The 23,130-nt window shown below is 66.2% G+C and carries 23 protein-coding genes; 1 reads left to right on the top strand and 22 read right to left on the bottom strand.

Annotation, left to right across the window (positions count from 1 at the left end):
- Positions 1-4 precede the first annotated feature (4 nt).
- Positions 5-928, top strand: coding sequence for an amino acid ABC transporter substrate-binding protein (locus AC07O3_RS12820; RefSeq protein WP_495339473.1), 924 nt, complete (start codon positions 5-7; stop codon positions 926-928).
- Between the two features lie 15 nt (positions 929-943).
- On the opposite strand, the gene AC07O3_RS12825 is transcribed toward AC07O3_RS12820, so the two are convergent.
- From AC07O3_RS12825 to AC07O3_RS12930, 22 genes are all read right to left on the bottom strand, one after another.
- Positions 944-2,116, bottom strand: coding sequence for an AAA family ATPase (locus AC07O3_RS12825; RefSeq protein WP_495339474.1), 1,173 nt, complete (start codon positions 2,114-2,116; stop codon positions 944-946).
- Positions 2,117-2,135: 19 nt separating this feature from the next.
- A complete protein-coding gene (gene hisA, locus AC07O3_RS12830; protein WP_093048625.1) occupies positions 2,136-2,879 on the bottom strand; it encodes a 1-(5-phosphoribosyl)-5-[(5-phosphoribosylamino)methylideneamino]imidazole-4-carboxamide isomerase in 744 nt (247 codons plus the stop codon).
- 63 nt (positions 2,880-2,942) lie between these two features.
- The gene (gene hisH, locus AC07O3_RS12835; protein WP_093075863.1) at positions 2,943-3,599 is read right to left on the bottom strand and encodes an imidazole glycerol phosphate synthase subunit HisH; all 657 of its coding nucleotides are present in this window, start codon (positions 3,597-3,599) and stop codon (positions 2,943-2,945) included.
- Positions 3,600-3,618: 19 nt separating this feature from the next.
- A complete protein-coding gene (gene hisB / locus AC07O3_RS12840; protein ID WP_093048619.1) occupies positions 3,619-4,236 on the bottom strand; it encodes an imidazoleglycerol-phosphate dehydratase HisB in 618 nt (205 codons plus the stop codon).
- Positions 4,233-5,327 carry a histidinol-phosphate transaminase gene (gene hisC / locus AC07O3_RS12845; RefSeq protein WP_495339475.1) on the bottom strand — a complete coding sequence of 365 codons (1,095 nt, stop codon included), beginning with the start codon at positions 5,325-5,327 and terminating at the stop codon, positions 4,233-4,235. Before hisC ends, hisB begins: the two co-directional genes overlap by 4 nt.
- The gene (locus tag AC07O3_RS12850) at positions 5,324-5,674 is read right to left on the bottom strand and encodes a hypothetical protein (RefSeq protein ID WP_256216704.1); all 351 of its coding nucleotides are present in this window, start codon (positions 5,672-5,674) and stop codon (positions 5,324-5,326) included. Before AC07O3_RS12850 ends, hisC begins: the two co-directional genes overlap by 4 nt.
- A gap of 5 nt (positions 5,675-5,679) precedes the next feature.
- Positions 5,680-6,510 (bottom strand): hypothetical protein, encoded by an 831-nt coding sequence (locus AC07O3_RS12855; protein WP_495339476.1) that lies wholly within the window; start codon positions 6,508-6,510, stop codon positions 5,680-5,682.
- 35 nt (positions 6,511-6,545) lie between these two features.
- Complete coding sequence (gene hisD, locus AC07O3_RS12860) at positions 6,546-7,868, bottom strand: histidinol dehydrogenase (protein ID WP_495339477.1); 1,323 nt, start codon at positions 7,866-7,868, stop codon at positions 6,546-6,548.
- An 11-nt stretch (positions 7,869-7,879) separates the two neighbouring features.
- Complete coding sequence (gene hisG / locus AC07O3_RS12865; RefSeq protein ID WP_093048604.1) at positions 7,880-8,521, bottom strand: ATP phosphoribosyltransferase; 642 nt, start codon at positions 8,519-8,521, stop codon at positions 7,880-7,882.
- Positions 8,518-9,810, bottom strand: a complete 1,293-nt coding sequence (gene murA / locus AC07O3_RS12870) for a UDP-N-acetylglucosamine 1-carboxyvinyltransferase (protein ID WP_093075869.1) — start codon at positions 9,808-9,810, stop codon at positions 8,518-8,520. The genes hisG and murA overlap by 4 nt, the downstream gene beginning before the upstream one ends.
- Positions 9,811-9,851: 41 nt before the next feature.
- Positions 9,852-10,094, bottom strand: a complete 243-nt coding sequence (locus tag AC07O3_RS12875; protein WP_093048598.1) for a BolA family protein — start codon at positions 10,092-10,094, stop codon at positions 9,852-9,854.
- Between the two features lie 22 nt (positions 10,095-10,116).
- Complete coding sequence (locus tag AC07O3_RS12880; protein ID WP_093173222.1) at positions 10,117-10,872, bottom strand: ABC transporter permease; 756 nt, start codon at positions 10,870-10,872, stop codon at positions 10,117-10,119.
- 5 nt (positions 10,873-10,877) lie between these two features.
- Entirely contained in the window at positions 10,878-11,825 is a 948-nt protein-coding gene (locus AC07O3_RS12885; RefSeq protein ID WP_093048586.1) for an ABC transporter ATP-binding protein, read from the bottom strand.
- Positions 11,826-11,858: 33 nt separating this feature from the next.
- The gene (locus AC07O3_RS12890) at positions 11,859-12,134 is read right to left on the bottom strand and encodes an STAS domain-containing protein (protein ID WP_093075871.1); all 276 of its coding nucleotides are present in this window, start codon (positions 12,132-12,134) and stop codon (positions 11,859-11,861) included.
- Positions 12,135-12,147: 13 nt separating this feature from the next.
- Positions 12,148-12,804: an MlaC/ttg2D family ABC transporter substrate-binding protein gene (locus AC07O3_RS12895; protein WP_495339478.1), complete on the bottom strand. Its 657-nt coding sequence runs from the start codon at positions 12,802-12,804 to the stop codon at positions 12,148-12,150.
- Positions 12,805-12,960: 156 nt separating this feature from the next.
- Positions 12,961-13,698, bottom strand: a complete 738-nt coding sequence (locus tag AC07O3_RS12900; RefSeq protein WP_176928689.1) for an MlaA family lipoprotein — start codon at positions 13,696-13,698, stop codon at positions 12,961-12,963.
- Between the two features lie 26 nt (positions 13,699-13,724).
- A complete protein-coding gene (mlaD, locus tag AC07O3_RS12905) occupies positions 13,725-14,213 on the bottom strand; it encodes an outer membrane lipid asymmetry maintenance protein MlaD (RefSeq protein WP_093048574.1) in 489 nt (162 codons plus the stop codon).
- Between the two features lie 40 nt (positions 14,214-14,253).
- Positions 14,254-15,036 (bottom strand): lipid asymmetry maintenance ABC transporter permease subunit MlaE, encoded by a 783-nt coding sequence (gene mlaE, locus AC07O3_RS12910; protein ID WP_093048571.1) that lies wholly within the window; start codon positions 15,034-15,036, stop codon positions 14,254-14,256.
- On the bottom strand, positions 15,033-15,863 hold the full coding sequence (locus AC07O3_RS12915) for an ABC transporter ATP-binding protein (RefSeq protein ID WP_495339479.1): 831 nt from the start codon (positions 15,861-15,863) through the stop codon (positions 15,033-15,035). The genes mlaE and AC07O3_RS12915 overlap by 4 nt, the downstream gene beginning before the upstream one ends.
- A gap of 100 nt (positions 15,864-15,963) precedes the next feature.
- Positions 15,964-17,442 (bottom strand): glutamate synthase subunit beta, encoded by a 1,479-nt coding sequence (locus AC07O3_RS12920; RefSeq protein WP_435459004.1) that lies wholly within the window; start codon positions 17,440-17,442, stop codon positions 15,964-15,966.
- Between the two features lie 34 nt (positions 17,443-17,476).
- Entirely contained in the window at positions 17,477-22,231 is a 4,755-nt protein-coding gene (locus AC07O3_RS12925; RefSeq protein WP_093172484.1) for a glutamate synthase-related protein, read from the bottom strand.
- A 186-nt stretch (positions 22,232-22,417) separates the two neighbouring features.
- A complete protein-coding gene (locus AC07O3_RS12930) occupies positions 22,418-23,113 on the bottom strand; it encodes a transposase (protein WP_495339480.1) in 696 nt (231 codons plus the stop codon).
- Positions 23,114-23,130: the final 17 nt, after the last annotated feature.

The following is a 23,130-nucleotide window of genomic DNA, read 5'->3' on the forward strand; positions in this document are numbered from 1 at the left end:
CGCCATGAAGCCCAAGGCCACGCTGTCGGTTTTCCTCGCCGGACTGCTGGCGGCCGCCGTGTTCGTGCTGGCGGCACCGGCACACGCGCAGGAACAGGCAGCGCCCACCGCGCTGACCGGCACCCTCGCCAAGGCCCGCGAAACCGGCGCCATCACCATCGGCTACCGCGAGTCGTCGGTGCCGTTCTCGTACCTCAATGCGCGCAAGGAGCCGATCGGCTATTCGATCGAGCTTTGCCGCGCGCTGGTAACGGCCATCGAGGACGCGGTGAACAGGAGCCTCACGATCAAGTGGGTGCCCGTCACGTCGGACTCGCGCATCGACGCGGTCGCGAGCGGCAAGGTCGACCTGGAATGCGGCTCGACCACCAACAACCTCGAACGCCAGAAGCGCGTGAGTTTCTCGCCCACGATGTTCGTCTCGGGCACCAAGGTGCTGGTGAAGAAGGGCTCGCCGATCAAGTCGTTCCGCGACCTCGCGGGCAGGAAGGTGGCCGTCACTGCCGGCACCACCAACGAGAAGACGCTGCGCGACCTGTCGGAGAAGTTCAAGCTGAACATCAACCTGCAGGTGACGCGCGACCATGCGGAGTCGTTCGGGCTGGTGAAGAGCGGCCAGGCCGATGCCTTCGCGACCGACGACGTGCTGCTCTACGGCCTGATCGCGCAGGACGCCGCCAAGGCCGACTACGAAGTGGTCGGCGACTTCCTCTCCTACGACCCCTACGGGATCATGTACCGCAAGGGCGACCCGCAGCTCAACAAGGTGGTCGTCGACACCTTCCAGGTGCTGGCGGAAGACGGCGAGATCGAGCGGCAGTACAAGCGCTGGTTCCTGCGCAAGCTGCCGTCGGGGGAAAGCATCAACCTGCCGATGAGCGCGCAACTGGAAACGATCATCCAGACGATGTCGGTGAAGGCCGAATAAGCCCTCATTCAACTGCTACCGCGCTGGCCACTCCCAGCGCGGTATTTCGCTCATGTCGAGGTTGGCGATGCGCGTCTCGCCGAACTGCTTTTCGAGCACTACCGGCTGCAGGCCTTCGCTGTCGTCCAGCGCGGCAATCAGCCGGGCGGCGTGCGACACCACGATCACCTGTGACTGCAGCGCGGCCTGCGCGATGAGGCGGCCGAGCGCGGGCAGCAGATCGGGGTGCAGGCTGGTCTCAGGCTCGTTGAGCACCAGCAGCGCGGGCGGGCGGGGCGTGAGCAGCGCCGCGATCCACAACAGGTAGCGCAGGGTGCCGTCGGAGAGTTCGGCGGCTGTAAGGGGCCGCAACAGGCCGTGCTGGTGCATCAGCGTCTCGAAGCGGTCGCCTGTCACCTGGACTTCGATGCTTGCGCCGGGGAAGGCGTCGTCCACCGCGCGGTCGAGTGCTTCGCCGTCACCGATCTCTCGGATGGTCTGCAATGCAGCGGCCAGGTCGGCGCCGTCGTTGGACAGCACAGGCGTGTACGTGCCCAGTTGAGGCTGGCGAGCGGGCGCATCGGCGTCGGAGCGGAAGTGGTCGTAGAAGCGCCAGGAGCGCATCTGCTCGCGCAGCGTGAGCATCTCGGGTGCGTCGCGCGGGTCGGCGTGCTCCGTCATCATGCTGGCGAAAGCAGGAATGGGCCGGCCGACAGCCTGCCAGCTCTTGCCCTCACGCAGGCGCAGCGCGGCGCCCTTGCGGTCGACCAGGTGCGTCGAGGGGCGCAGCAGCGGGCCGCTCCAGATGGCCTCGTGCTTGATCTGCGGGTCGCTCGAAAAGGCCGTCGATGAACTCGGTGGCGGCAGGCCGATGTCGATGGCGTAGCCGAAATCTTCAGCCTCGACGCCAGCGAACCCCAGCTTCAGCGCGACCGGCTCGCTGCGCGATGTGCCCTGCACCGGCACCTCGCCCCGCAGCATGGCCGCCGAGAAGCGCTCGGGCCCTGCCCACAAAGTCGATGAAAGCCCGCCCTCGCGCACCAGCGAGCGGATCACGCCGCCATTGGCGATGTCCGCCAGCAGACGCATCGCCCGGTACACGCTCGACTTGCCGCTGCCGTTGGCCCCGGTCACGACCGTGAGCCGGCCCAGCGGCACGGTCAGCTGCCGCAGCGAGCGGTAATTGGCGATGGCGAGCGCGGAAAGCACGCGCTACGCGGTTAGAGCGTCAGGCGCCGGCCAGTTCGTCCGCGCGAGCCTGCGCGGCGGCGAAATCGAGGTCGCCCGAATAGATGGCGCGGCCGCAGATCACGCCCTCGACGCCGTCGGATTCGACTGCGCAGAGCTTGTCGATGTCGGCCATGTTCGACAGGCCGCCCGAGGCGATCACCGGAATGGTCAGCGCCTGCGCGAGCTTGACGGTGGCTTCGATGTTGATGCCCGAGAGCATGCCGTCGCGGCCGATGTCGGTGTAGATGATCGATTCGACGCCGTAGTCCTCGAACTTCTTGCCCAGGTCGGCCACCTCGTGGCCCGTGAGCTTGCTCCAGCCGTCGGTGGCGACCTTGCCGTCCTTGGCGTCCAGGCCCACGATGATGTGGCCGCCGAAGGCGCTGCAGGCGTCTTTCAAGAAGCCGGGGTTCTTGACCGCGGCGGTGCCGATGATCACGTAACGCAGGCCGTCGTCGATGTAGCGCTCGATGGTGTCGAGGTCGCGGATGCCGCCGCCGAGCTGCACCGGAATGTCGTCGCCCACCTCTTTCAGGATCGCCTTGATGGCCGCGTGGTTCTGCGGCTTGCCGGCGAAGGCGCCATTCAGATCGACCAGGTGCAGCCGGCGCGCACCGGCCTCGACCCACTTGCGGGCCATGGCAGCGGGGTCTTCGCTGAAGATGGTGGACTGGTCCATGTCGCCCTGCTTGAGGCGAACGCAGTGGCCGTCTTTGAGATCAATGGCGGGAATGAGGAGCATGGAAGTGACGCGAGTGTGCGGAATCCGGGCTGTGAGAGGTTCGGCCCGGTCGGAAAAATGGGTTCAGGGATTCCAGTGGAGGAAGTTGCGATACAGCTGCAGCCCGTGGTCCGCACTCTTCTCCGGGTGGAACTGGGTTGCAAAAATGTTATCGCGTGCGATGGCTGCGGTAAAGCTCGCGCCATATTCCGCCTCGCCCACGCTGTGTTTGGGGTCGGTCGGGCGGGCGTAGAAGCTGTGCACGAAGTAGAAGTAGCTCTGGTCTGGCACCCCCGCCCACACGGCATGCGGCTGGGCCTGGCGCACCTGGTTCCAGCCCATCTGCGGCACCTTGAAGCGGCTGCCGTCGGGCTGCAGGCGACCAACGAGGTCGAACTTGACGACCTCGCCCGGAATGAGGCCCAGACCATCGGTGGGGCCCTCGTCGCTGCGCGACAGCATCATCTGCATGCCCACGCACACACCGAACAGCGGCTTGCTCGCCGCGGCTTCGAGCACCGACTCCTGCAGGCCGGAGTCGCGCAGCTCGCGCATGCAGTCGGGCATGGCGCCCTGCCCCGGCAGCACCACGCGGGTCGCCTTGCGGACCACGTCGGGGTCGGAGGTGACGAACACCTCCACGCCGACCTGGTCGGCCGCATGGCGCACGGCCTGCGACACAGAGTGCAGGTTGCCCATGCCGTAGTCGACCACGGCAACGGTATTTGCTACAGATTTCATAGCTGATGGACGAACGCGTTCAGAGCGAGCCCTTCGTCGAGGGAATGACGCCGACGGAACGCGGGTCGAGTTCGAGCGCGCCGCGCATGGCGCGCGCGAAGGCCTTGAACACCGTCTCGCACTGGTGGTGCGCATTGACGCCCTTGAGGTTGTCGATGTGCAGCGTGACGAAGGCGTGGTTCACGAAGCCCTGGAAGAACTCGTAGGTGAGCTGGCTGTCGAAGGTGCCGATCATGCCGCTGGTGAACGGCACGTGCATCACGAGGCCGGGACGGCCCGAGAAGTCGATGACCACGCGGCTCAGAGCCTCGTCGAGCGGCACGTAGGCGTGACCGTAGCGGCGGATGCCCTTCTTGTCGCCGATGGCCTTGGCCACGGCCTGGCCCAGCGTGATGCCGACGTCTTCCACCGTGTGATGACCGTCGATGTGCAGGTCGCCCTGGCAGTCGATGTCGAGGTCGATCAGCCCGTGGCGGGCGATCTGGTCGAGCATGTGGTCGAAGAAGCCGATACCGGTAGCAAGTTTGGCCTTGCCGGTGCCGTCGAGGTTGACGCTGACGGTGATCTTCGTCTCGGCGGTGTTGCGGGTGACCGTCGCGGTGCGATCGGCGCTGCCCGGGTTGGTGGGGGTGGTCATAGTGAGGCTTCGAGTGCCGCGAGCATCCGCGCATTCTCGTCGGCCGTTCCGACGGTGAGGCGCAGGCAGTTTGCGAGCAGTTCGTGCATTTTAGAAACGTTCTTGATCAGAACCCCGTGTGCCTTCATGCCCTCGAAGGTCTTGGCGGCATCGGGCACGCGCAAAAGAATCATGTTGGCGTCGCTGGGCCAGGTCTTCACGCCGGGCAGGCGGCCGAGGCCCATCATCAGGCGTTCGCGCTCCTCGCGGATCTGCCGGGCCTGCGCCTCGAACACCTCGGCGTGCTCCAGCGCGAACAGCGCGCACTCGCAGTTGAGCACGCTGATGTTGTAGGGCGGGCGCACCTTGTCGATCTCGGCGACCAGCGCGGCCGGCCCCATGAGGTAGCCCAGGCGGATGCCGGCCAGGCCGAACTTGCTGAGCGTGCGCATCAGCAGCACGTGGCCGTGCTTCGCGAGCCGGTCGATGTAGCTGCGGGCGGCGAAGGGCTGGTAGGCCTCGTCGATCACCACCAGGCCGCCCTGCGCGCCCTGGGCTTCGACGATCTTCTCGACGACGGCGTCGTCCCAGAGGTTGGCGGTCGGGTTGTTCGGGTACGCGAGGTAGACGATGGCGGGTTTCTCGCTCGCAATGGCGGCCAGCATGGCGGCTTCGTCGAGTTCGAAGTCGGCCGTGAGCGGCACGCCGACGAACTTCAGGCCCTGCAGCTTCGCGCTCATGGCGTACATGACGAAGCCGGGCACGGGCGCCAGCACGGTGGCGCCGGGCAGGTCGCAGGCAATGGCCAGCAGCGAAATCAGCTCGTCCGAGCCGTTGCCCAGCATCAGCCTGAAGCCCTCGGGCATCTGCGCGTGCGCGGCCAACGCGCGCTGAAGGTCGGCGCCGCGCTCGCCCGGGTAGCGGTTGAGCGCCAGCGCACCGAGGCGCGCGCCGAGTTCGGCCTGCAGCGCGGGCGGCAGGCCGAAGGGGTTTTCCATGGCGTCGAGCTTGACGAAGCCGCGCGCGTCCTGCACCGCGTAGGCATGCATGGACCGCACGTCGTTGCGGATGCGGTCGAGCGGCGGGCGGGCGGATTGGGGAGCAGCGGTCATCGGGTGCAGCGGTAGCTGTTTCGGAGGGCGCCGGCCATGACCAGTTGCACTGGCATGTCGGCTTCGTAACTGTCGGCGTTGCGGGTCAGCTCGGTCTGGTAGAGCGAACGCGCCATGGAGGGTTCGAGGCGGCGGCCCTCGACGCAGAACACGGGCTTCTGCCCGTTGCGCTGCGACGATTCGACGCCTTCGCGCAGGCCTTCGAGCACGCCGACCAGGTAGTAGCTGGCGTAGGCCTTGCCGTCTTTCTCGCTGGCTTCGAGCGTGCGCAGTTCGCGGATGCTCATGGCCTGCGCGCCGGTGGCGGCCGCCAGCGCGAGCAGCAGGAAGGCGGCGGCACGCTTCATCGGCATCACTTGCGGTAGCGCGGCGGCGGCGCGTAGGCTCCGTCGGCCGGGAAGGCGCTGGGCTGCGACGGGGTGGCGTCGCGGCGCTGGCGGCGCGGTGCGTCGCGCTCCTCGAGTTCGAACAGCGCAGCGCCGATCACGCCGATGTTGCGCACGTCGCCCGCTTCGGTGTTCGCTGCGTAGGCACGGCCGGGCGCTGAAAAGCGGAAAGCCGCGACCTCGTTCTCGCTCTTGCGAAAGCCTTCGATGGTGAGCGCCTGCAGCGGGCGCAGCACATAGCCGCCGTTGCGCAGGCTGCCGGGCTTGCCGTTGAGCACGTCGAGGCCGTCGACCGTGGCGATCACCTCGTAGCTGCGCTCGCTGAGGTTGCGAAAGCGCAGCGTGTAGCGCGAGCCCTGCACGCCGGCGAGGCGGAACATGTCTTCGCCGCCACTGCCCCGGCGGGCACGCTGCAGCGGCAGCGGGCGGCTGTCTTCGCCGAGCACCGACCATTCGACGTCGCCATCGGCCAGCATCAGGCTCAGGCGGCTCTCAGGATTGCTGCCCACGGAGCGGCGCACGGCAGAGGCCTCGTTGTAGCCCAGCGAGGCCACGTCGTCCGGCTGGTCGGACAGGCGCTTGGTGATGACCGTGCGGGTCTTCGATTCGAGGCCCTCGCCCCATTGCATGCCGAGTTGCGGGGCAGGCGCTGCCGGCGCGGCGCTGGGCGTAGCGCTGACGGCAGCCGACGTACGCGGCGCCTGCGGCATCTGGCTGCAGGCGGCCAGCAGTGCGGCGCCCGCAACGAGGCCCATGGCGAATCGAAAAAGACGCGAATGACGGAGACGATCGATCATCTTGCTTGCTCCTCCCGGTGACCGGTTGTTTGAGCTCAGATCTTACGCAGCCGCATGCGGGCAGCTTCGGCGTGCGCCTGCAGGCCCTCGCCCTCGGCCAGCGTCACGGCGATCGGGCCCAGCACCTGGGCGCCTGCCTCGCTGACCTCGATCAGGCTGGAGCGCTTCTGGAAGTCGTACACGCCCAGCGGGCTGGAAAAGCGCGCCGTGCCGCTGGTGGGCAGCACGTGGTTCGGGCCGGCGCAGTAGTCGCCCAGGCTTTCGCTGGTGAAGGCGCCCAGGAAGATCGCGCCGGCGTGGCGCAGCAGCGGCTCCCAGCGGTTCGGTTCGCTGCTGCTGACTTCCAGATGCTCGGGGGCGATGCGGTTGCTGATCTCGCAGGCCTCTTCCATGCTCTTCGTGTGAATCAGCGCGCCGCGGCCGTTGAGCGAGGCGGCGATGATTTCCGCGCGCGGCATGGCCGGCAGCAGGCGATCGATCTCGGCCTGCACGCGGTCGATGTAGGCGGCGTCGGGACACAGCAGGATGCTCTGGGCCAGCTCGTCGTGCTCGGCCTGGCTGAACAGGTCCATGGCCACCCACTCGGGCGGCGTGGTGCCGTCGGCCAGCACCAAAATTTCGCTCGGGCCCGCGATCATGTCGATGCCCACAGTGCCGAACACGCGGCGCTTGGCGGCCGCCACGTAGGCATTGCCGGGGCCGGTGATCTTGTCGACGGCAGGAATGGTGGCGGTGCCGTAGGCCAGCGCGGCCACGGCCTGCGCGCCGCCGATGGTGAAGCCGCGCGTAACGCCGGCCACGTAGGCGGCGGCGAGCACGAGCTGGTTCTTCTCGCCCTTCGGCGTCGGCACCACCATGATGATTTCGCCGACACCCGCGACGTGCGCCGGAATGGCGTTCATCAGCACGCTCGACGGGTACGCGGCCTTGCCGCCCGGCACATAGATGCCGACGCGATCGAGTGGCGTGACCTTCTGGCCGAGCAGCGTGCCGTATGCATCGCGGTAGCTCCAGCTTTCCCCGCTGGCCTTCTTCTGGGCCTCGTGGTAGCTGCGCACGCGGCGCGCGGCGGCTTCGAGCGCCGCGCGCTGGGCGGCCGGCAGCGCCTCGAAGGCGGCCTTGAGCTCGGCCTGCGTCAGCTCAAGCTCGGGCAGCGTCTTCGCATCGAGCCTGTCGAAGCGATTCGTGTATTCGAGCACCGCGTCGTCACCGCGCTTCTGCACGTCGGCGAGGATGTCGGCCACAACCTTCTCGATGGCCGCGTCGTCGTCCGCGGACCAATGCAGCCGCGCCTTGAATTCAGCGTCGAAGCTGGCTGAAGTCGTGGACAGACGGGCGGGGGCTGCTTTCAGAGTCATGTGCTTGAGGTTCAGGCGGTGGGAATGGCTGACGCAAACGCGTCGACGATGCGGCGGATCGGCTCGCGCTTGAGCTTGAGCGCGGCCTGGTTCACCACGAGGCGCGCGCTGATGTCCATGATGCGCTCCACCTCGACGAGATGGTTGGCCTTGAGCGTGTTGCCGGTCGAGACCAGGTCGACGATGGCGTCGGCCAGGCCCGTGAGCGGTGCCAGCTCCATGCTGCCGTAGAGCTTGATCAGGTCGACGTGCACGCCCTTGCTGGCGAAGAAGTCGCGCGCAAGGCCCACGTACTTGGTGGCCACGCGCAGGCGCGAGCCCTGCTTCACGGCCGAGGCGTAGTCGTAGTCGGCGCGCACGGCCACGCTGAGGCGGCAGGCCGCGATGCGCAGATCGAGCGGCTGGTACAGGCCCTGGTTGCCGTGCTCGAGCAGCACGTCGAGGCCGGTCACGCCGAGGTCGGCGCCGCCGTACTGCACGTAGGTGGGCACGTCGGAGGCGCGCACCAGCACCACGCGCACGTCGGGGCGGGTGGTTTCGAGAATCAGCTTGCGCGACTTCTCGGGGTCTTCGGTGACCTCGATGCCGGCGGCGGCCAGCAGGGGCATCGTCTCTTCGAAGATGCGGCCTTTGGAGAGGGCTAGCGTGATCATGCGGCGGCAGCTCCGGTCAGTCGTTCGATGTCGGCGCCCAGGCCGCGCAGCTTCGACTCCATGCGGTCGTAGCCCCGGTCGAGGTGGTAGATGCGATCGACCAGCGTCTCGCCCTCGGCCACGAGGCCGGCGATGACCAGGCTGGCCGAGGCGCGCAGGTCGGTGGCCATCACGGTGGCGCCAGAGAGCTGCTGCACGCCCTCGACCATCGCCACCTTGCCCTCGACGTGGATGCGTGCGCCCAGGCGCACCATCTCGTTCACGTGCATGAAACGGTTCTCGAAGATGGTCTCGGTGACCATCGAGGCGCCACGCGCGATCACGTTCAGGGCCATGAACTGGGCCTGCATGTCGGTCGGGAAGCCCGGGTACTCGGTGGTGCTGAAGCTCTGCGCCTTCAGGTGTTCGTAGGCGGGGCCCTTGGAGCTGATGCGCACGCCGTCTTTTTCGGAGGCGACGGTGCAGCCCGCGTCGCGCAGCTTGTCGATCACGGCGTCGAGGTGGTCGCCGCGCGCGTGGCGCAGGAAGGCCTCGCCGCCCGTGGCAGCTACGGCGCACAGGAAAGTGCCGGCCTCGATGCGGTCGGCCACCACGGCGTGCTCGCAGCCGTGCAGCTTCTCGACGCCCTGGATGCGGATGTGGCTGGTGCCGTGGCCTTCGATCTTCGCGCCCATGCGGATCAGCATTTCGGCGAGGTCGACGATCTCGGGCTCCTGCGCGGCGTTTTCGAGCAGCGTTTCGCCCTCGGCCAGCGCGGCTGCCATGAGGAAGTTCTCGGTACCGGTGACGGTGACCATGTCGGTCAGGATGCGCGCGCCCTTGAGGCGGGTGCGGCCTTCGGGCAGGCGCGCGACCATGTAGCCGTGCTCGACCACGATCTCGGCGCCCATGGCCTGCAGGCCCTTGATGTGCTGGTCGACCGGCCGCGAGCCGATGGCGCAGCCGCCCGGCAGCGACACCCTGGCATGGCCGAAGCGCGCCAGCAGCGGGCCCAGGGCCAGCACGGAGGCGCGCATGGTCTTGACCAGCTCGTAGGGCGCCTCGGGGTTGCCGAGGTCGCCAGCATTCAGGCGGACCGTGCCGTTGTCGTTGCGCTCGGCCGTCACGCCCATGTTGCGCACCAGCTTGAGCATGGTCGACACGTCCTGCAGGCGCGGCACGTTGTGCAGCGTCACGGGCTGGTCGGTCAGCAGCGCCGCGCACAGCTCGGGCAGCGCGGCGTTCTTGGCGCCGGAAATGAGTACTTCGCCGCGGAGCTCTCGCCCGCCGCGAATCAGAAGTTTGTCCATCGAAGTTCCAGCGAAGTCAGGAGGCCACGAGGGGCCGGGAGTTATTTTTCCACTGCCGCCCATTCGGCCGGCGTGTAGGTTTTCATCGAAAGCGCGTGCACCTCGTCGGTGTGCATTTTCGCACCGAGGGTGGCGTAGACCCGCTGATGGCGCTGGATCGAGCGCTTGCCCTCGAATTCGGCCGAGACGATGGTGGCGTACCAATGTCGGCCATCGCCCTCGAGCGTGATGTGCTCGCACGGGAGATGGGACTGGATCAGGGCCTGGAGTTGTTCGGCGGTCATGGGGTGTGGGAAGAGGCTTTGTTCAGCCCCGGATTTTGTAGCCGATGCGAAGCAGGTGGACGGCAATCGCGCTCACCACCAGCCAGGCGGTGCCGACGATGCCCAGGCTCAGCCAGGGCGAGGCGTCGCTCACGCCGAAGAAGCCGTAGCGGAAGCCGTCGATCATGTAGAAGAACGGGTTCAGGTGGCTCACGCTTTGCCAGAACGGCGGCAGCGAGCCGATCGAATAGAACACGCCCGACAGGAAGGTCATGGGCATGATCAGGAAGTTCTGAAACACCGCCATCTGGTCGAACTTCTCGGCCCAGAGACCGGCGATGAGGCCCAGCGTGCCCAGCATGGCCGAGCCCAGCAGCGCGAACACGATGATCCAGACCGGCGCAACGAAACTCGGCTGCGCGAACAGCACCGTCACGACGAACACGCCGAGCCCCACGGCCAGCCCGCGGATGACGGACGAGCCCACATAGGCGAAGAACCAGCCCCAGTGCGACAGCGGCGTGAGCAGCACGAAGACCAGGTTGCCCATGATCTTGCTCTGGATGATCGACGACGAGCTGTTGGCAAAGGCGTTCTGCAGCACGCTCATCATCACGAGGCCAGGCACCAGGAAGGCCGTGTAGCCGACAGTGCCGTAGACCTTCACGTGGTCTTCGAGCACGTGGCCGAACACCATCAGGTACAGCAGTGCGGTGAGCACCGGCGCCCCCACGGTCTGGAAGCCGACCTTCCAGAAGCGCAGCGTCTCCTTGTAGAGCAGCGCGCGCCAACCGGTCACGGCCATCATCGCGCCACCTCCAGCGGGGTTTGCTCGCCGGCCATCAGGTCGATGAACACGTCTTCCAGGTCGGCCTTGCGCATTTCCACGTCTTCCACCGCGACGCCGGCTTCGCGGATCGCGGCCAGCAGTTGTTCGACTTCATGGGCGTTCTGCGCCGGCAGCTGCACGATGCGCCCGGTGATGCGCGCATGCTGTGCAATGGCCCAGGGCAGCATGGCGTCGGTCTTGAAGCGCAGCACGTTGCTCGCGGCCGATTTCAGCAGTTCGCTGGTGCGGTCGAGTGCGATCACGCGGCCCTGCTTGAGCATCGCGATGCGGCTGCACAGCGCCTCGGCCTCTTCGAGGTAGTGGGTGGTGAGCAGCACGGTGCTGCCCTGCTTGTTGAGCCGGGCGACGAACTGCCAGAGCGTCTGGCGCAGTTCGACGTCGACGCCGGCCGTGGGCTCGTCGAGCACGATCACCGGCGGCTTGTGCACCAGCGCCTGTGCCACCAGCACCCGGCGCTTCATGCCGCCCGAGAGCTGGCGCATGTTGGCCGTGGCCTTGTCGGCGAGGCCCAGGCTTTGCAGCAGCTCGTCGATCCAGGCCTCGTTGTTCTTGATGCCGAAGTAGCCCGACTGGATGCGCAGCGATTCGCGCACGTTGAAGAAGGGGTCGAACACCAGCTCCTGCGGCACGATGCCGAGCTGGCGGCGCGCCTGTGCAAAGTCGCGCTGCACGTCGAAGCCATGGACGCTGATGGCGCCGGCCGTGGGCCGCGACAGGCCCGCGAGCATGCTGATCAGGGTGGTCTTGCCCGCGCCGTTCGGGCCGAGCAGGCCGAAGAACTCGCCCGGTTCGATCTGGAAGCTGACCTCGTCGACGGCCTTGAGCCCTGGCTTGCCTTGGGCTTTTTGCTGTCTGGAGGGGGGGTAGGTCTTGGAGACCGATTGAAATGAAATCGCGGGCATGGGAGCCCGCGATTTTAAGGGGCCGTTACTTTTTCAGGGCGCGGCGGGCAAAAGGCCCGCAATGCCATACAGCGCCGCGAGTTCGCGCAGCCTGGGCGACAGACCCTTGACCGAAAAACCGCGGCCCAGCGCGCTCGATTCGCGCCGGCATTCGAGCAGCACGGCCAGCGCCGAAGAATCGAACTGGGCCAGTGCGGTCGCGTCGACCACGGTGGACGATGAGTCGCCCTGGCCTTTCAGCCCCTGCTGCAGCATGCGCATGCAGGCGGGGGCCTCGTCGTGGGTGAGTCGGGTGGGCAGGACCAGCATCGCGTGCGCCCGGTCAGCCCTTGCCGTTGCCCTTGTTGCGCGCGGCCAGCGCGGCGATCAGGCCGTCGATGCCGCTCTTGTTGATTTCCTGCGCGAACTGGGTGCGGTAGGTATCGACCAGCCACACGCCCAGCACATTCAGGTTGTAGACCTTCCAGCCGGCGCCCTGGCCGGGGGTCTTTTCAAGGCGGTAGTCGAGCTGCACCGGATCACCGCGGCCCTGGACTTCGGTGCGCACCAGCACGTCCTTGTCGTCGGGCGAGCCGCGGAACGGGCGGATGGTGACAGTCTGGTCGGTCACCTGGTCGAGCGCGCCGGCATAGGTGCGCACCAGCAGGGCCTTGAACTCGTCCTGCAGGCGTTTTTGCTGTTCGGGCGTTGCAGTGCGCCAGGCCGGGCCGACTGCCGAGGCCGTCATGCGCTGGAAGTTGACGTTGGGCATGATCTTGCTGTCGACCAGCAGCATGATCTTGTTGACGTCGCCCGACTTGATGGACGAGTCGGCCTTGATCGTTTCGAGCACGTCTGTCGAGAGGCGCTTGACGAGCGCATCAGGCGCTTCATCGGCGGCACGGGCGGGCTGGACGAAGGCGACAGCCGCACCGAACAGCAGGGCGCCGGCCAGCACTAGGCGGCCGAAATCGCGACGTTGCAAGGTCTTGTTGTTCATGAAGAGTCCCTCATTCAAGTTTGAAAATCTGCAGGCACCCGAAAAAACCGGGTGCTGAGACAGGAACGGATTCGAGCCCCCTGGGGCCGACCGGGTTCCTGTCCGGGAGGTGAAGCCTTGCAACCGGATGCAAGCCGCGCCCCCTCCTCTTGCGGCTTACTTGTCGCTGCCACCACCGTCACTGCCACCGCCGTCGTCCGGCGGGTTGCCGTCGTAGACCTGGCTGCGGCGGCGCTGCAGGAACGCATCGCGCGTGAACGAATACTTGTCGAGCGCCGCATCGCCGAGCAGGCGGCTTGCGCGCAGGTATTGCGAGCGCGTGTCGACGATGCGCAGCACCGTCAGCGAATTGCGCCAGGGGATGTCTTCCACATGGCCCAGCGGGTCGCCGTACATGTCGAGCGGCTTGGCCGCGGTGTCGCGCAGTGTCGAGGAGCCCAGCAGCGGCAGCACGACGTACGGGCCCGGGCCCACGCCCCAGTAGCCCAGCGTCTGGCCGAAGTCTTCCTCGTGGCGGGGAATGCCGGCCTCGGTCGCAACGTCCAGCAGGCCGCCGAGCCCGAAGAAGGTGTTGACGTTCAGGCGCATGAAGGTCTCGGCGCTGTTCTGCAGCTTGAGCTGGGCCACGTTGTTGGCCAGGCTCCAGACATCGCCGATGTTGCCGAAGAAGTTGTTCACGCCGGTGCGCACCATCGAAGGCAGCGCCTTCTGGTAGGCCGTGGCCACGGGAACGAGCACTGCGTCGTCAACGGTGTCGTTGAAGCGCGAGACCCCGCGGTTGAACGGCTCGAGAGGGTCGGCCGGATTGGCGTTGGGTCCGGTGGCGCAACCGGCCACCAGTGCAAAAAAAGCTGCGGCGCCCACCCAACGGGCGCGAATTGCTACGTTATTCATAGCAGAAGACAAAAAAGATCGTGTTTTCATTTCTTGTTGGCTGTTCCAGGCGTCGAATTGCCTTCGGCTGCCTTGCTGTACAGAAACTGGCTGATCAGGTTTTCAAGCACCACGGCCGATTGGGTCGAGGTGATGGTGTCGCCGGCCTGCAAGTTCTTGTCCTCGGCGCCCGCTTCGATCCCGATGTACTGCTCGCCGAGCAGGCCACTGGTCAGGATCTTGAGCGAACTGTCCTTGGGAAAACTGTAGCGGTTTTGCAAAGCCAGCGTGACGTCGGCCTGAAAGGACTTGTCGTTGAAGGAGATGGACTCCACGCGGCCGACCACAACCCCCGCGCTCTTCACAGCGGTTTGCGGCTTGAGCCCGCCGATGTTGTCGAAGCGCGCGGTCACCGAATAGGTCTTCTGGAAATTCAGGCTCAGCAGGTTGGCCGACTGCAGCGCGAGAAACAGCAGCGCCGCAGCGCCGATCAGGACGAACAGGCCGACCCAGATGTCGTTGTTGGAACGTTGCATGGTTTGACTCTCTGTCTAGAACGATGGAGGCCGAGCCTCTTTAGATACTGAACATCATGGCGGTGAGCAGGAAGTCCAGCCCCAGCACCGCCAGCGATGCCGACACCACGGTTCGCGTGGTCGCACGCGACACGCCTTCAGGCGTGGGCTGGGCTTCATAGCCCTGCAGCAGCGCGATGAAGGTCACGGTGAAGCCGAAGACGATGCTCTTGATGACGCCGTTGCCGACGTCGCGCCACACGTCGACGCCGCCCTGCATCTGGCCCCAGAACGCGCCCGGGTCCACGCCTAGCATCAGCACGCCCACCACGTAGCCGCCCATGATGCCGACCGCGCTGAACACCGCCGCCAGCAGCGGCATGGTGATGACGCCGGCCCAGAAGCGCGGCGCGAGGATGCGCTGCACCGGGTCGACCGCCATCATCTCCATGGCACTCAGCTGCTCGTCGGCCTTCATGAGACCGATCTCCGCGGTGAGCGACGTCCCCGCGCGCCCGGTGAACAGCAAGGCCGCCACCACGGGCCCGAGCTCGCGCACCAGGCTCAGCGTGACCAGCAGGCCGAGCGCTTCGGAAGAGCCGTAGCGCTGCAGCGCGTAGTACATCTGCAGCCCGAGCACGAAGCCCACGAACAGCCCCGACACGCCGATGATCGCGAGCGAGTAATTGCCCAAAAAATGGATCTGGTCACGCACCAGCCCGAAGCGGCGCATGATCTGCGCGCCCGGGCCGACCAGGCGCATGAACAGCTTCGCGCCATAGCCCAGGTTGGCCAGATGGCGGCGCACGCCGAAGCCGACGTCGGCAGGCTTCCACCAGCTCATGAGCGCCCTCCTTCGACATTGCCGAAGTCGTCCTCGATGCTGACGCCCGGGTAGTGGAAACGCACTGGCCCGTCGGGCAACGCATTGACGAACTGATGGACCAGCGGGTCGGCGCTGTGGCGCACTTCGTCGGGCGTGCCCTGTGCAGCGATGCCGCCGTTGGCCAGGATGATCACGTGGTCGGCGATGCGGAAGGTTTCTTCGAGATCGTGCGACACGATGATGCTGGTGAGCCCCAGCGTGTCGTTGAGCTGGCGGATCAAACGTGCGGCGGTGCCGAGCGAGATCGGGTCGAGCCCCGCGAAAGGCTCGTCGTACATCACGAGGTCGGGGTCGAGCGCAATGGCACGCGCCAGCGCCACGCGCCGCGCCATGCCGCCCGACACCTCGCTGGGCATCAGGTCGCGGGCACCGCGCAGGCCGACGGCGTCGAGCTTCATGAGCACCACGTCGCGTACCAGCGCTTCGGAGAGTTGTGTGTGCTCGCGCAGCGGAAACGCCACGTTGTCGAACACGGTCATGTCGGTGAACAGCGCGCCGAACTGAAAGAGCATGCCCATGCGGCGCCGCGCCGCGTAGAGCGCGGTTGCATCGAACTTGCCGACATCCTGGCCGTCGAAGAGCACCTCGCCACGCTGGGCCTTCTGCTGCCCGCCGATAAGGCGCAGCACCGTGGTCTTGCCACCGCCCGATGCTCCCATCAGGGCCGTTACCTTGCCTCGCGGCACGGAGAACGAAACGCCGTCGAGGATGGCGCGTGCACCATAGCCGAACGTGACGTCGCGGAACTCTACGAAGGGATGTGGCAGTGGTGCGGCTGGGTCCATCTCAATAAAAAAGCCGGGGCGCTTTTTCAAGCATCCCGGCATGCGGTTTGACGCGGATGATAACGGGGCCGTGACCGGCCCCGCGAAATTGAAACAAAATTCAGCGCGGCAGGTCGCTGAACCCCATCAGGAACTCATCCACCGAGCGCGCGGCCTGGCGGCCTTCACGAATGGCCCACACCACCAGCGACTGTCCACGGCGGATGTCGCCGGCGGCAAAAACCTTCGGAATGTTGGTGACATAGCCGCCGATGAAGTCGACCGTGGCCTTGGCGTTGCCGCGGGCATCCTTCTCCACGCCAAAGGCGTCGAGCACGGTGGCAACGGGGCTGATGAAGCCCATCGCGAGCAGCACCAGGTCGGCCTTGAGGATCTGCTCGCTGCCGGCCACTTCCTGCATCTTGCCGTCCTTCCATTCGACACGAACGGTCTTCAGGCCAGTGACCTTGCCCTTTTCGCCGATGAATTCCTTGGTGGAGATCGCGAACTCGCGCTCGCAGCCCTCTTCATGGCTGGAGCTGGTGCGCAGCTTGATCGGCCAGTACGGCCAGGTCAGCGGGCGGTTTTCTTCCTCGGGCGGCTGGGGCATCAGCTCGAACTGCGTGACGCTGACCGCGCCATGGCGGTTGCTGGTGCCCACGCAGTCGGAGCCGGTGTCGCCACCGCCGATGACGATGACGTGCTTGCCGTCGGCGCGCAACTGGCCCTTGACCTTGTCGCCCGCGTTGACGCGGTTTTGCTGCGGCAGGAACTCCATCGCGAAATGGATGCCGTCGAGGTCGCGGCCGGGCACCGGCAGGTCGCGCGATTGCTCTGCACCGCCCGTGAGCAGCACGGCATCGAATTCTTTTTGCAGTTGCTCAGGCGTGACGGTTTCCTTGGCCAGGTTCGTGACCTTGGAGCCCTTGCCCAGCGGGTCCTTCGCGGCGCCGACCATCACGCCGGTGCGGAAGGTCACGCCTTCGGCCTTCATCTGCTCGACGCGGCGATCGATGTGCGACTTCTCCATCTTGAAGTCGGGAATGCCGTAGCGCAGCAGGCCGCCGACGCGGTCGTTCTTCTCGAACAGCGTCACGTCGTGGCCGGCGCGCGCGAGTTGCTGCGCAGCCGCCATGCCGGCCGGGCCCGAACCCACCACCGCTACCTTCTTGCCGGTCTTGTGCTTGGCGACGCGCGGCGCCACCCAGCCTTCGTCCCAGGCGCGGTCGATGATCGCGTGCTCCAGCGACTTGATGCCGACCGCGTCGTCGTTCACGTTGAGCACGCAGGCTGCCTCGCAGGGCGCGGGGCAGATGCGGCCGGTGAACTCGGGGAAGTTGTTGGTCGAGTCGAGCACCGCGAAGGCGTTTTGCCAGTCGTTGCGGTACACGAGGTCGTTGAAGTCCGGAATGATGTTGTTGACCGGGCAGCCGCTGTTGCAGAACGGCGTGCCGCAGTCCATGCAGCGCGCGCCCTGCACCTTGGCCTGTTCGGTGTCCAGGCCGACGACGAATTCCTTGTAGTGCTTGACGCGCTCTTCGATGGGCTTGTAGCCCTCTTCGACACGCTCATGCTCCATGAAGCCGGTGATCTTTCCCATCGTGCTTTCCTTTGTTCTCTGTACTCGTGGGCGCTCAGACCGAAGCCGGGGCCGTTTGCGGTGCGGGGGCCAGCGCGTGCGGCTCGAGGCCGATGTGCGCGTTGTTGCCGCTGCTGGTGAGTTCGACCTTGCGGTCGTGCAGCTCGGCCAGCGCGCGCTTGTATTCGTTCGGGAACACCTTCACGAACTTCGTGCGCGACACGGCCCAGTTGTCGAGCAGCTCGCGTGCGCGCTTGCTGCCGGTCCAGCGGTGGTGCTCTTCGAGCAGCTTCTTCAGCTGCGCTTCGTCGGTGACGCCGCCGTGCCAGATCTTGCGATGCACGCTTGCGGTCTGCTCGGCCGAGGTCAGCACCTTGTCGAGCGAAACCATCGAGAGGTTGCAGCGCGTGGCGAACTGGCCGTCTTCGTCGTAGACGAAAGCAACGCCGCCGCTCATGCCGGCCGCGAAGTTGCGGCCCGTCTTGCCGAGCACGGCCACCGTGCCGCCGGTCATGTATTCGCAACCGTGGTCGCCGGTGCCTTCGATGACCGCCGTGGCGCCCGACAGGCGCACCGCGAAACGCTCGCCGGCCACACCGCACAGGTAGGCCTCGCCGGTGGTCGCACCGTACAGCGCGGTGTTGCCGACGATGGTGTTGCGCACCGCTTCGCCGCGGAAGTCGAGGCTGGGGCGCACCACCACGCGGCCGCCCGAGAGGCCCTTGCCGGTGTAGTCGTTGGCGTCGCCGATCAGGTACAGCGTGATGCCGCGCGCCAGGAAGGCGCCGAACGACTGGCCGCCCGTGCCTTCGAGCTGGATGCGGATCGAGTCATCGGGCAGGCCCTGCGGATGCACCTTGGTCAGCGCGCCCGAGAGCATTGCGCCCACCGAGCGGTTGACGTTGCGCGCCACCTCGATGAACTGCACCTTCTCGCCCTTGTCGATGGCGGGGCGCGACTTCTCGATGAGCTTCACGTCCAGCGCCTTGTCGAGGCCGTGGTCCTGGTTCTCGACATGGAAGCGCGGCACGTCGGCCGGCACGTTCGGCAGCGCGAACAGGCGGCTGAAGTCCAGGCCCGAAGCCTTCCAGTGCTCGATGCCCTTGCGCATGTCGAGCAGGTCGGCGCGGCCGATCAGGTCGTCGAACTTGCGGATGCCGAGCTGGGCCATGATCTGGCGCACTTCCTCGGCAACGAAGAAGAAGTAGTTGACGACGTGCTCGGGCTTGCCCGAGAACTTCTTGCGCAGCACCGGGTCTTGCGTGGCCACGCCCACCGGGCAGGTGTTCAGGTGGCACTTGCGCATCATGATGCAGCCCTCGACCACCAGCGGCGCGGTCGCAAAGCCGAACTCGTCGGCGCCCAGCAGCGCGCCGATGGCGACGTCGCGGCCGGTCTTCATCTGGCCGTCGGCCTGCACGCGGATGCGGCTGCGCAGGCGGTTGAGCACCAGCGTCTGCTGCGTTTCGGCCAGGCCGATTTCCCACGGGCTGCCAGCGTGCTTGATCGACGACCAGGGCGAAGCGCCCGTGCCGCCGTCATGGCCGGCGATCACGACGTGGTCGCTCTTGCACTTGGCCACGCCGGCTGCGATGGTGCCGACGCCGATCTCGCTCACCAGCTTCACGCTGATGCTGGCGTGCGGCGCGGTGTTCTTCAGGTCGTGAATGAGCTGCGCCAGGTCTTCGATCGAGTAGATGTCGTGGTGCGGCGGCGGCGAGATGAGGCCCACACCCGGCACGGCATAGCGCTGCTTGCCGATGTACTCGGTGACCTTGCCGCCCGGGAGCTGGCCGCCCTCGCCCGGCTTGGCGCCCTGCGCCATCTTGATCTGGATCTGGTCGGCCGAATGCAGGTACTCGGCCGTGACGCCGAAGCGGCCCGATGCAACCTGCTTGATGCGCGAACGCAGCGAGTCGCCGTCCTTCAGCGGCAGGTCGACCTCGACGTTCTCGGCACCGATCACGCTCTTGAGCGTGTCGCCCAGCTTGATCGGGATGCCCTTGAGCTCGTTGCGGTAGCGCGCCGGGTCCTCACCGCCTTCGCCGGTGTTGCTCTTGCCGCCGATGCGGTTCATGGCAATGGCGAGCGTGGAGTGCGCTTCGGTGCTGATCGAGCCGAGCGACATCGCGCCGGTGGCGAAGCGCTTGACGATGTCAGCGGCCGACTCGACTTCGTCCACCGGAATGGCCTTGGCCGGATCGATCTTGAACTCGAACAGGCCGCGCAGCGTGAGGTGGCGGCGGTTCTGGTCGTTGATGAGCTGCGCGTATTCCTTGTACGTGTTCCAGTTGTTGGAGCGCGTGCTGTGCTGCAGCTTGGCGATGGCGTCGGGCGTCCACATGTGCTCTTCGCCGCGCGTGCGCCAGGCGTATTCGCCGCCGGCGTCGAGCATGTTGGAGAGCACGGGGTCGTCACCGAAGGCGGCCTTGTGCATGCGGATGGCTTCCTCGGCGATCTCGAAGACGCCGATGCCTTCCACGCGGCTGGCGGTGCCGGTGAAGTACTTGTTCACCGTCTCGCTGTTCAGGCCGATGGCTTCGAACAGCTGCGCGCCGCAATAGCTCATGTAGGTGCTGACACCCATCTTCGACATGATCTTCGACAGACCCTTGCCGATGGCCTTGACGTAGTTGTAGACCGCCTTGTCGGCGCTCAGGTCGCCCGGCAGGTCGGCGTGCATGGCCGCCAGCGTTTCCATGGCGAGGTAGGGGTGCACGGCTTCGGCGCCGTAGCCCGCCAGCACGCCGAAGTGATGCACTTCGCGGGCCGAGCCGGTTTCGACGACGAGGCCGGCGGTGGTGCGCAGGCCTTCGCGAACGAGGTACTGGTGCACGGCCGACAGCGCCAGCACGGCCGGGATGGCCACTTGCGTCGGGCTCACGCCGCGGTCGCTCACGATCAGGATGTTGTGGCCGCCCTTGATGGCGTCCACCGCTTCGGCGCACAGCGAGGCCAGCTTGGCTTCGACGCCTTCGTCGCCCCAGGCGAGCGGGTAGGTGATGTCGAGCGCATAGCTCTTGAACTTGCCCTGCGTGTACTTGCCGATGTCGCGCAGCTTCGCCATGTCGGCGAAGTCGAGGATCGGCTGGCTCACTTCGAGCCGCATCGGCGGGTTGACCTGGTTGATGTCCAGCAGGTTGGGCTTGGGGCCGATGAAGGACACCAGCGACATCACGATGGCTTCGCGGATCGGGTCGATCGGCGGGTTCGTTACCTGCGCGAACAGCTGCTTGAAGTAGTTGTACAGCGGCTTGTTCTTGCTCGAGAGCACTGCCAGCGGGCTGTCGTTGCCCATGGAGCCGATGCCTTCTTCGCCGGCCTGGGCCATCGGGCTCATCAGGAACTTGATGTCTTCCTGGGTGTAGCCGAAGGCCTGCTGGCGATCGAGCAGCGCGACCTGGCTCAGCGGCGCGGAGACCGGCTCGGCCTTCACGCTGTCGAGCTTGATGCGCAGGTTCTCGATCCACTGCTTGTAGGGCTTGCTGTTGGCGAGGGTGGCCTTGACCTCCTCGTCGTCGATCATGCGGCCCTGCTCCAGGTCGATCAGGAACATCTTGCCGGGCTGCAGGCGCCACTTGCGCACGATCTTCTGCTCGGGCACGGGCAGCACACCGGACTCAGAGGCCATGATGACCAGGTCGTCGTCGGTCACGCAGTAGCGCGACGGGCGCAGGCCGTTGCGGTCGAGCGTGGCACCGATCTGGCGGCCGTCGGTGAAGACGATGGAGGCCGGGCCGTCCCACGGCTCCAGCATGGCGGCGTGGTATTCATAGAACGCGCGGCGGCGCGGGTCCATGGTGGCGTGCTGTTCCCAGGGCTCGGGAATCATCATCATCACGGCCTGGCTGATGGGGTAGCCGGCCATCGTCAGCAGCTCGAGGCAGTTGTCGAAGGTGGCGGTGTCGGACTGGCCGGCGAAGCTGATGGGGTACAGCTTCTGCAGGTCGGCGCCCAGAACCGGCGACGACATCACGCCTTCGCGGGCCTTCATCCAGTTGTAGTTGCCCTTGACCGTGTTGATTTCGCCGTTGTGGGCGACGTAGCGGTACGGGTGGGCCAGCGGCCACTCGGGGAAGGTGTTGGTCGAGAAACGCTGGTGCACCAGGCCCAGGGCCGAGACGCAGCGCTTGTCCTGCAGGTCGAGGTAGTAGGTGCCGACCTGGTCGGCCAGCAGCAGGCCCTTGTAGACCACGGTGCGGCTCGACATGCTGGGAACGTAGTATTCCTTGCTGTGCTTGAGCTTCAGGCGCTGGATGTTGGCGCTGGCGGTCTTGCGGATCACGTAGAGCTTGCGCTCCAGCGCATCCTGCACGATCACGTCGTTGCCGCGGCCGATGAAGACCTGGCGCAGCAGCGGCTCCTTTTCGCGCACGGTGGGCGACATGGGCATGTCGCGGTTGACCGGCACATCGCGCCAGCCGAGCAGCACCTGCCCTTCGGCCTTGATGGCGCGTTCCATCTCTTGTTCGCAGGCTTCGCGCGAGGCGTGTTCCTTCGGCAGGAAGATCATGCCGACGCCGTATTCGCCCGGCGGGGGCAGCGTGACGCCCTGCTTCGCCATTTCTTCGCGGTACAGGTGGTCGGGCAGCTGGATCAGGATGCCGGCGCCGTCGCCCATCAGCTTGTCAGCGCCCACGGCGCCGCGATGGTCGAGGTTTTCGAGGATCTTCAAGCCCTGCAGCACGATGGCATGGCTTTTTTCGCCCTTGATGTGTGCAACGAAGCCGACGCCGCAGGCATCGTGCTCGTCGGCACCGGAATACAGACCGTGTTCTTGGAGATGTTGAATCTCGGCAGCCGTCGTCATGGGCGCGCTCCTTCAGTTTTCGCAGGGAAAGGGAGCATATTGCGATGCACAAAGAATGCCAAACACTTTAATAGGGGTCAGATTCTTATTAAATGTTGAGTTTTCTTCTCGGAATTAAATTAGGGACATATCAAAAACAGGAGCAAAAAGACCAGGCAGCACAACAGATTGGCGCTGATTTTCAGCTCAGGATGAGGTGTTCGAAGGCGGCCGGCCGGCCTTGGCTTTGACCACGCGGCGGTCGGTGGACTTCTGCAGACCATCGAGAAAATCGTCGTCACCGGCAGCCCAGCCGCGCAAGGTGGCTTCGGTCAGCGCGCTCTGGTCGGCCGCGCGTACCCCGCCGCGCACCAACTCGACATACGCAGCCTCCCGCGCGAACGGCGTGTTGCCGAGCTCCCAGTACAGCGGATGGGGCGTCAGCAGCCGGTCATGCCGCAGGCCGGCGTAGTGGCCGTGGCTGGACCACGGGAAGTCGCGCGCATCGGCCACCATGCCCGCTCGCACCGGGTTGAGGTCTATGTAGGCCATGCAGGTCAGCAGGTAGCGGTCGGTCTGGATCAACGTCGACCGGTAGCGCCCCTCCCACAGCGTGCCGCTGCGGCCGTGGCGGTCGTTGAAGTAGCGCACGTAGCTGCGGCCTACCGATTGCATGAACTGCGGCAGGCCGGTGGCGCTGTTGGGCGTGGCCAGCAGATGAAAGTGGTTGTCCATCAGCACATAGGCATGCAGTGCGATACCGAAGCGCGTGGCGTTTTCGGCCAGCAGCGCGAGCAGCTTCTCGTGATCCGCGCGGTCCATGAAGATCGGCTGGCGGTTGTTGCCGCGCTGGATCACGTGGTGCGGCATGTCGGCCAGCGTGAGGCGGGGAAGACGGGCCATGGGGTATGCGGACGCGA

Source organism: Variovorax sp. GW821-FHT09D05 (assembly GCF_059416325.1).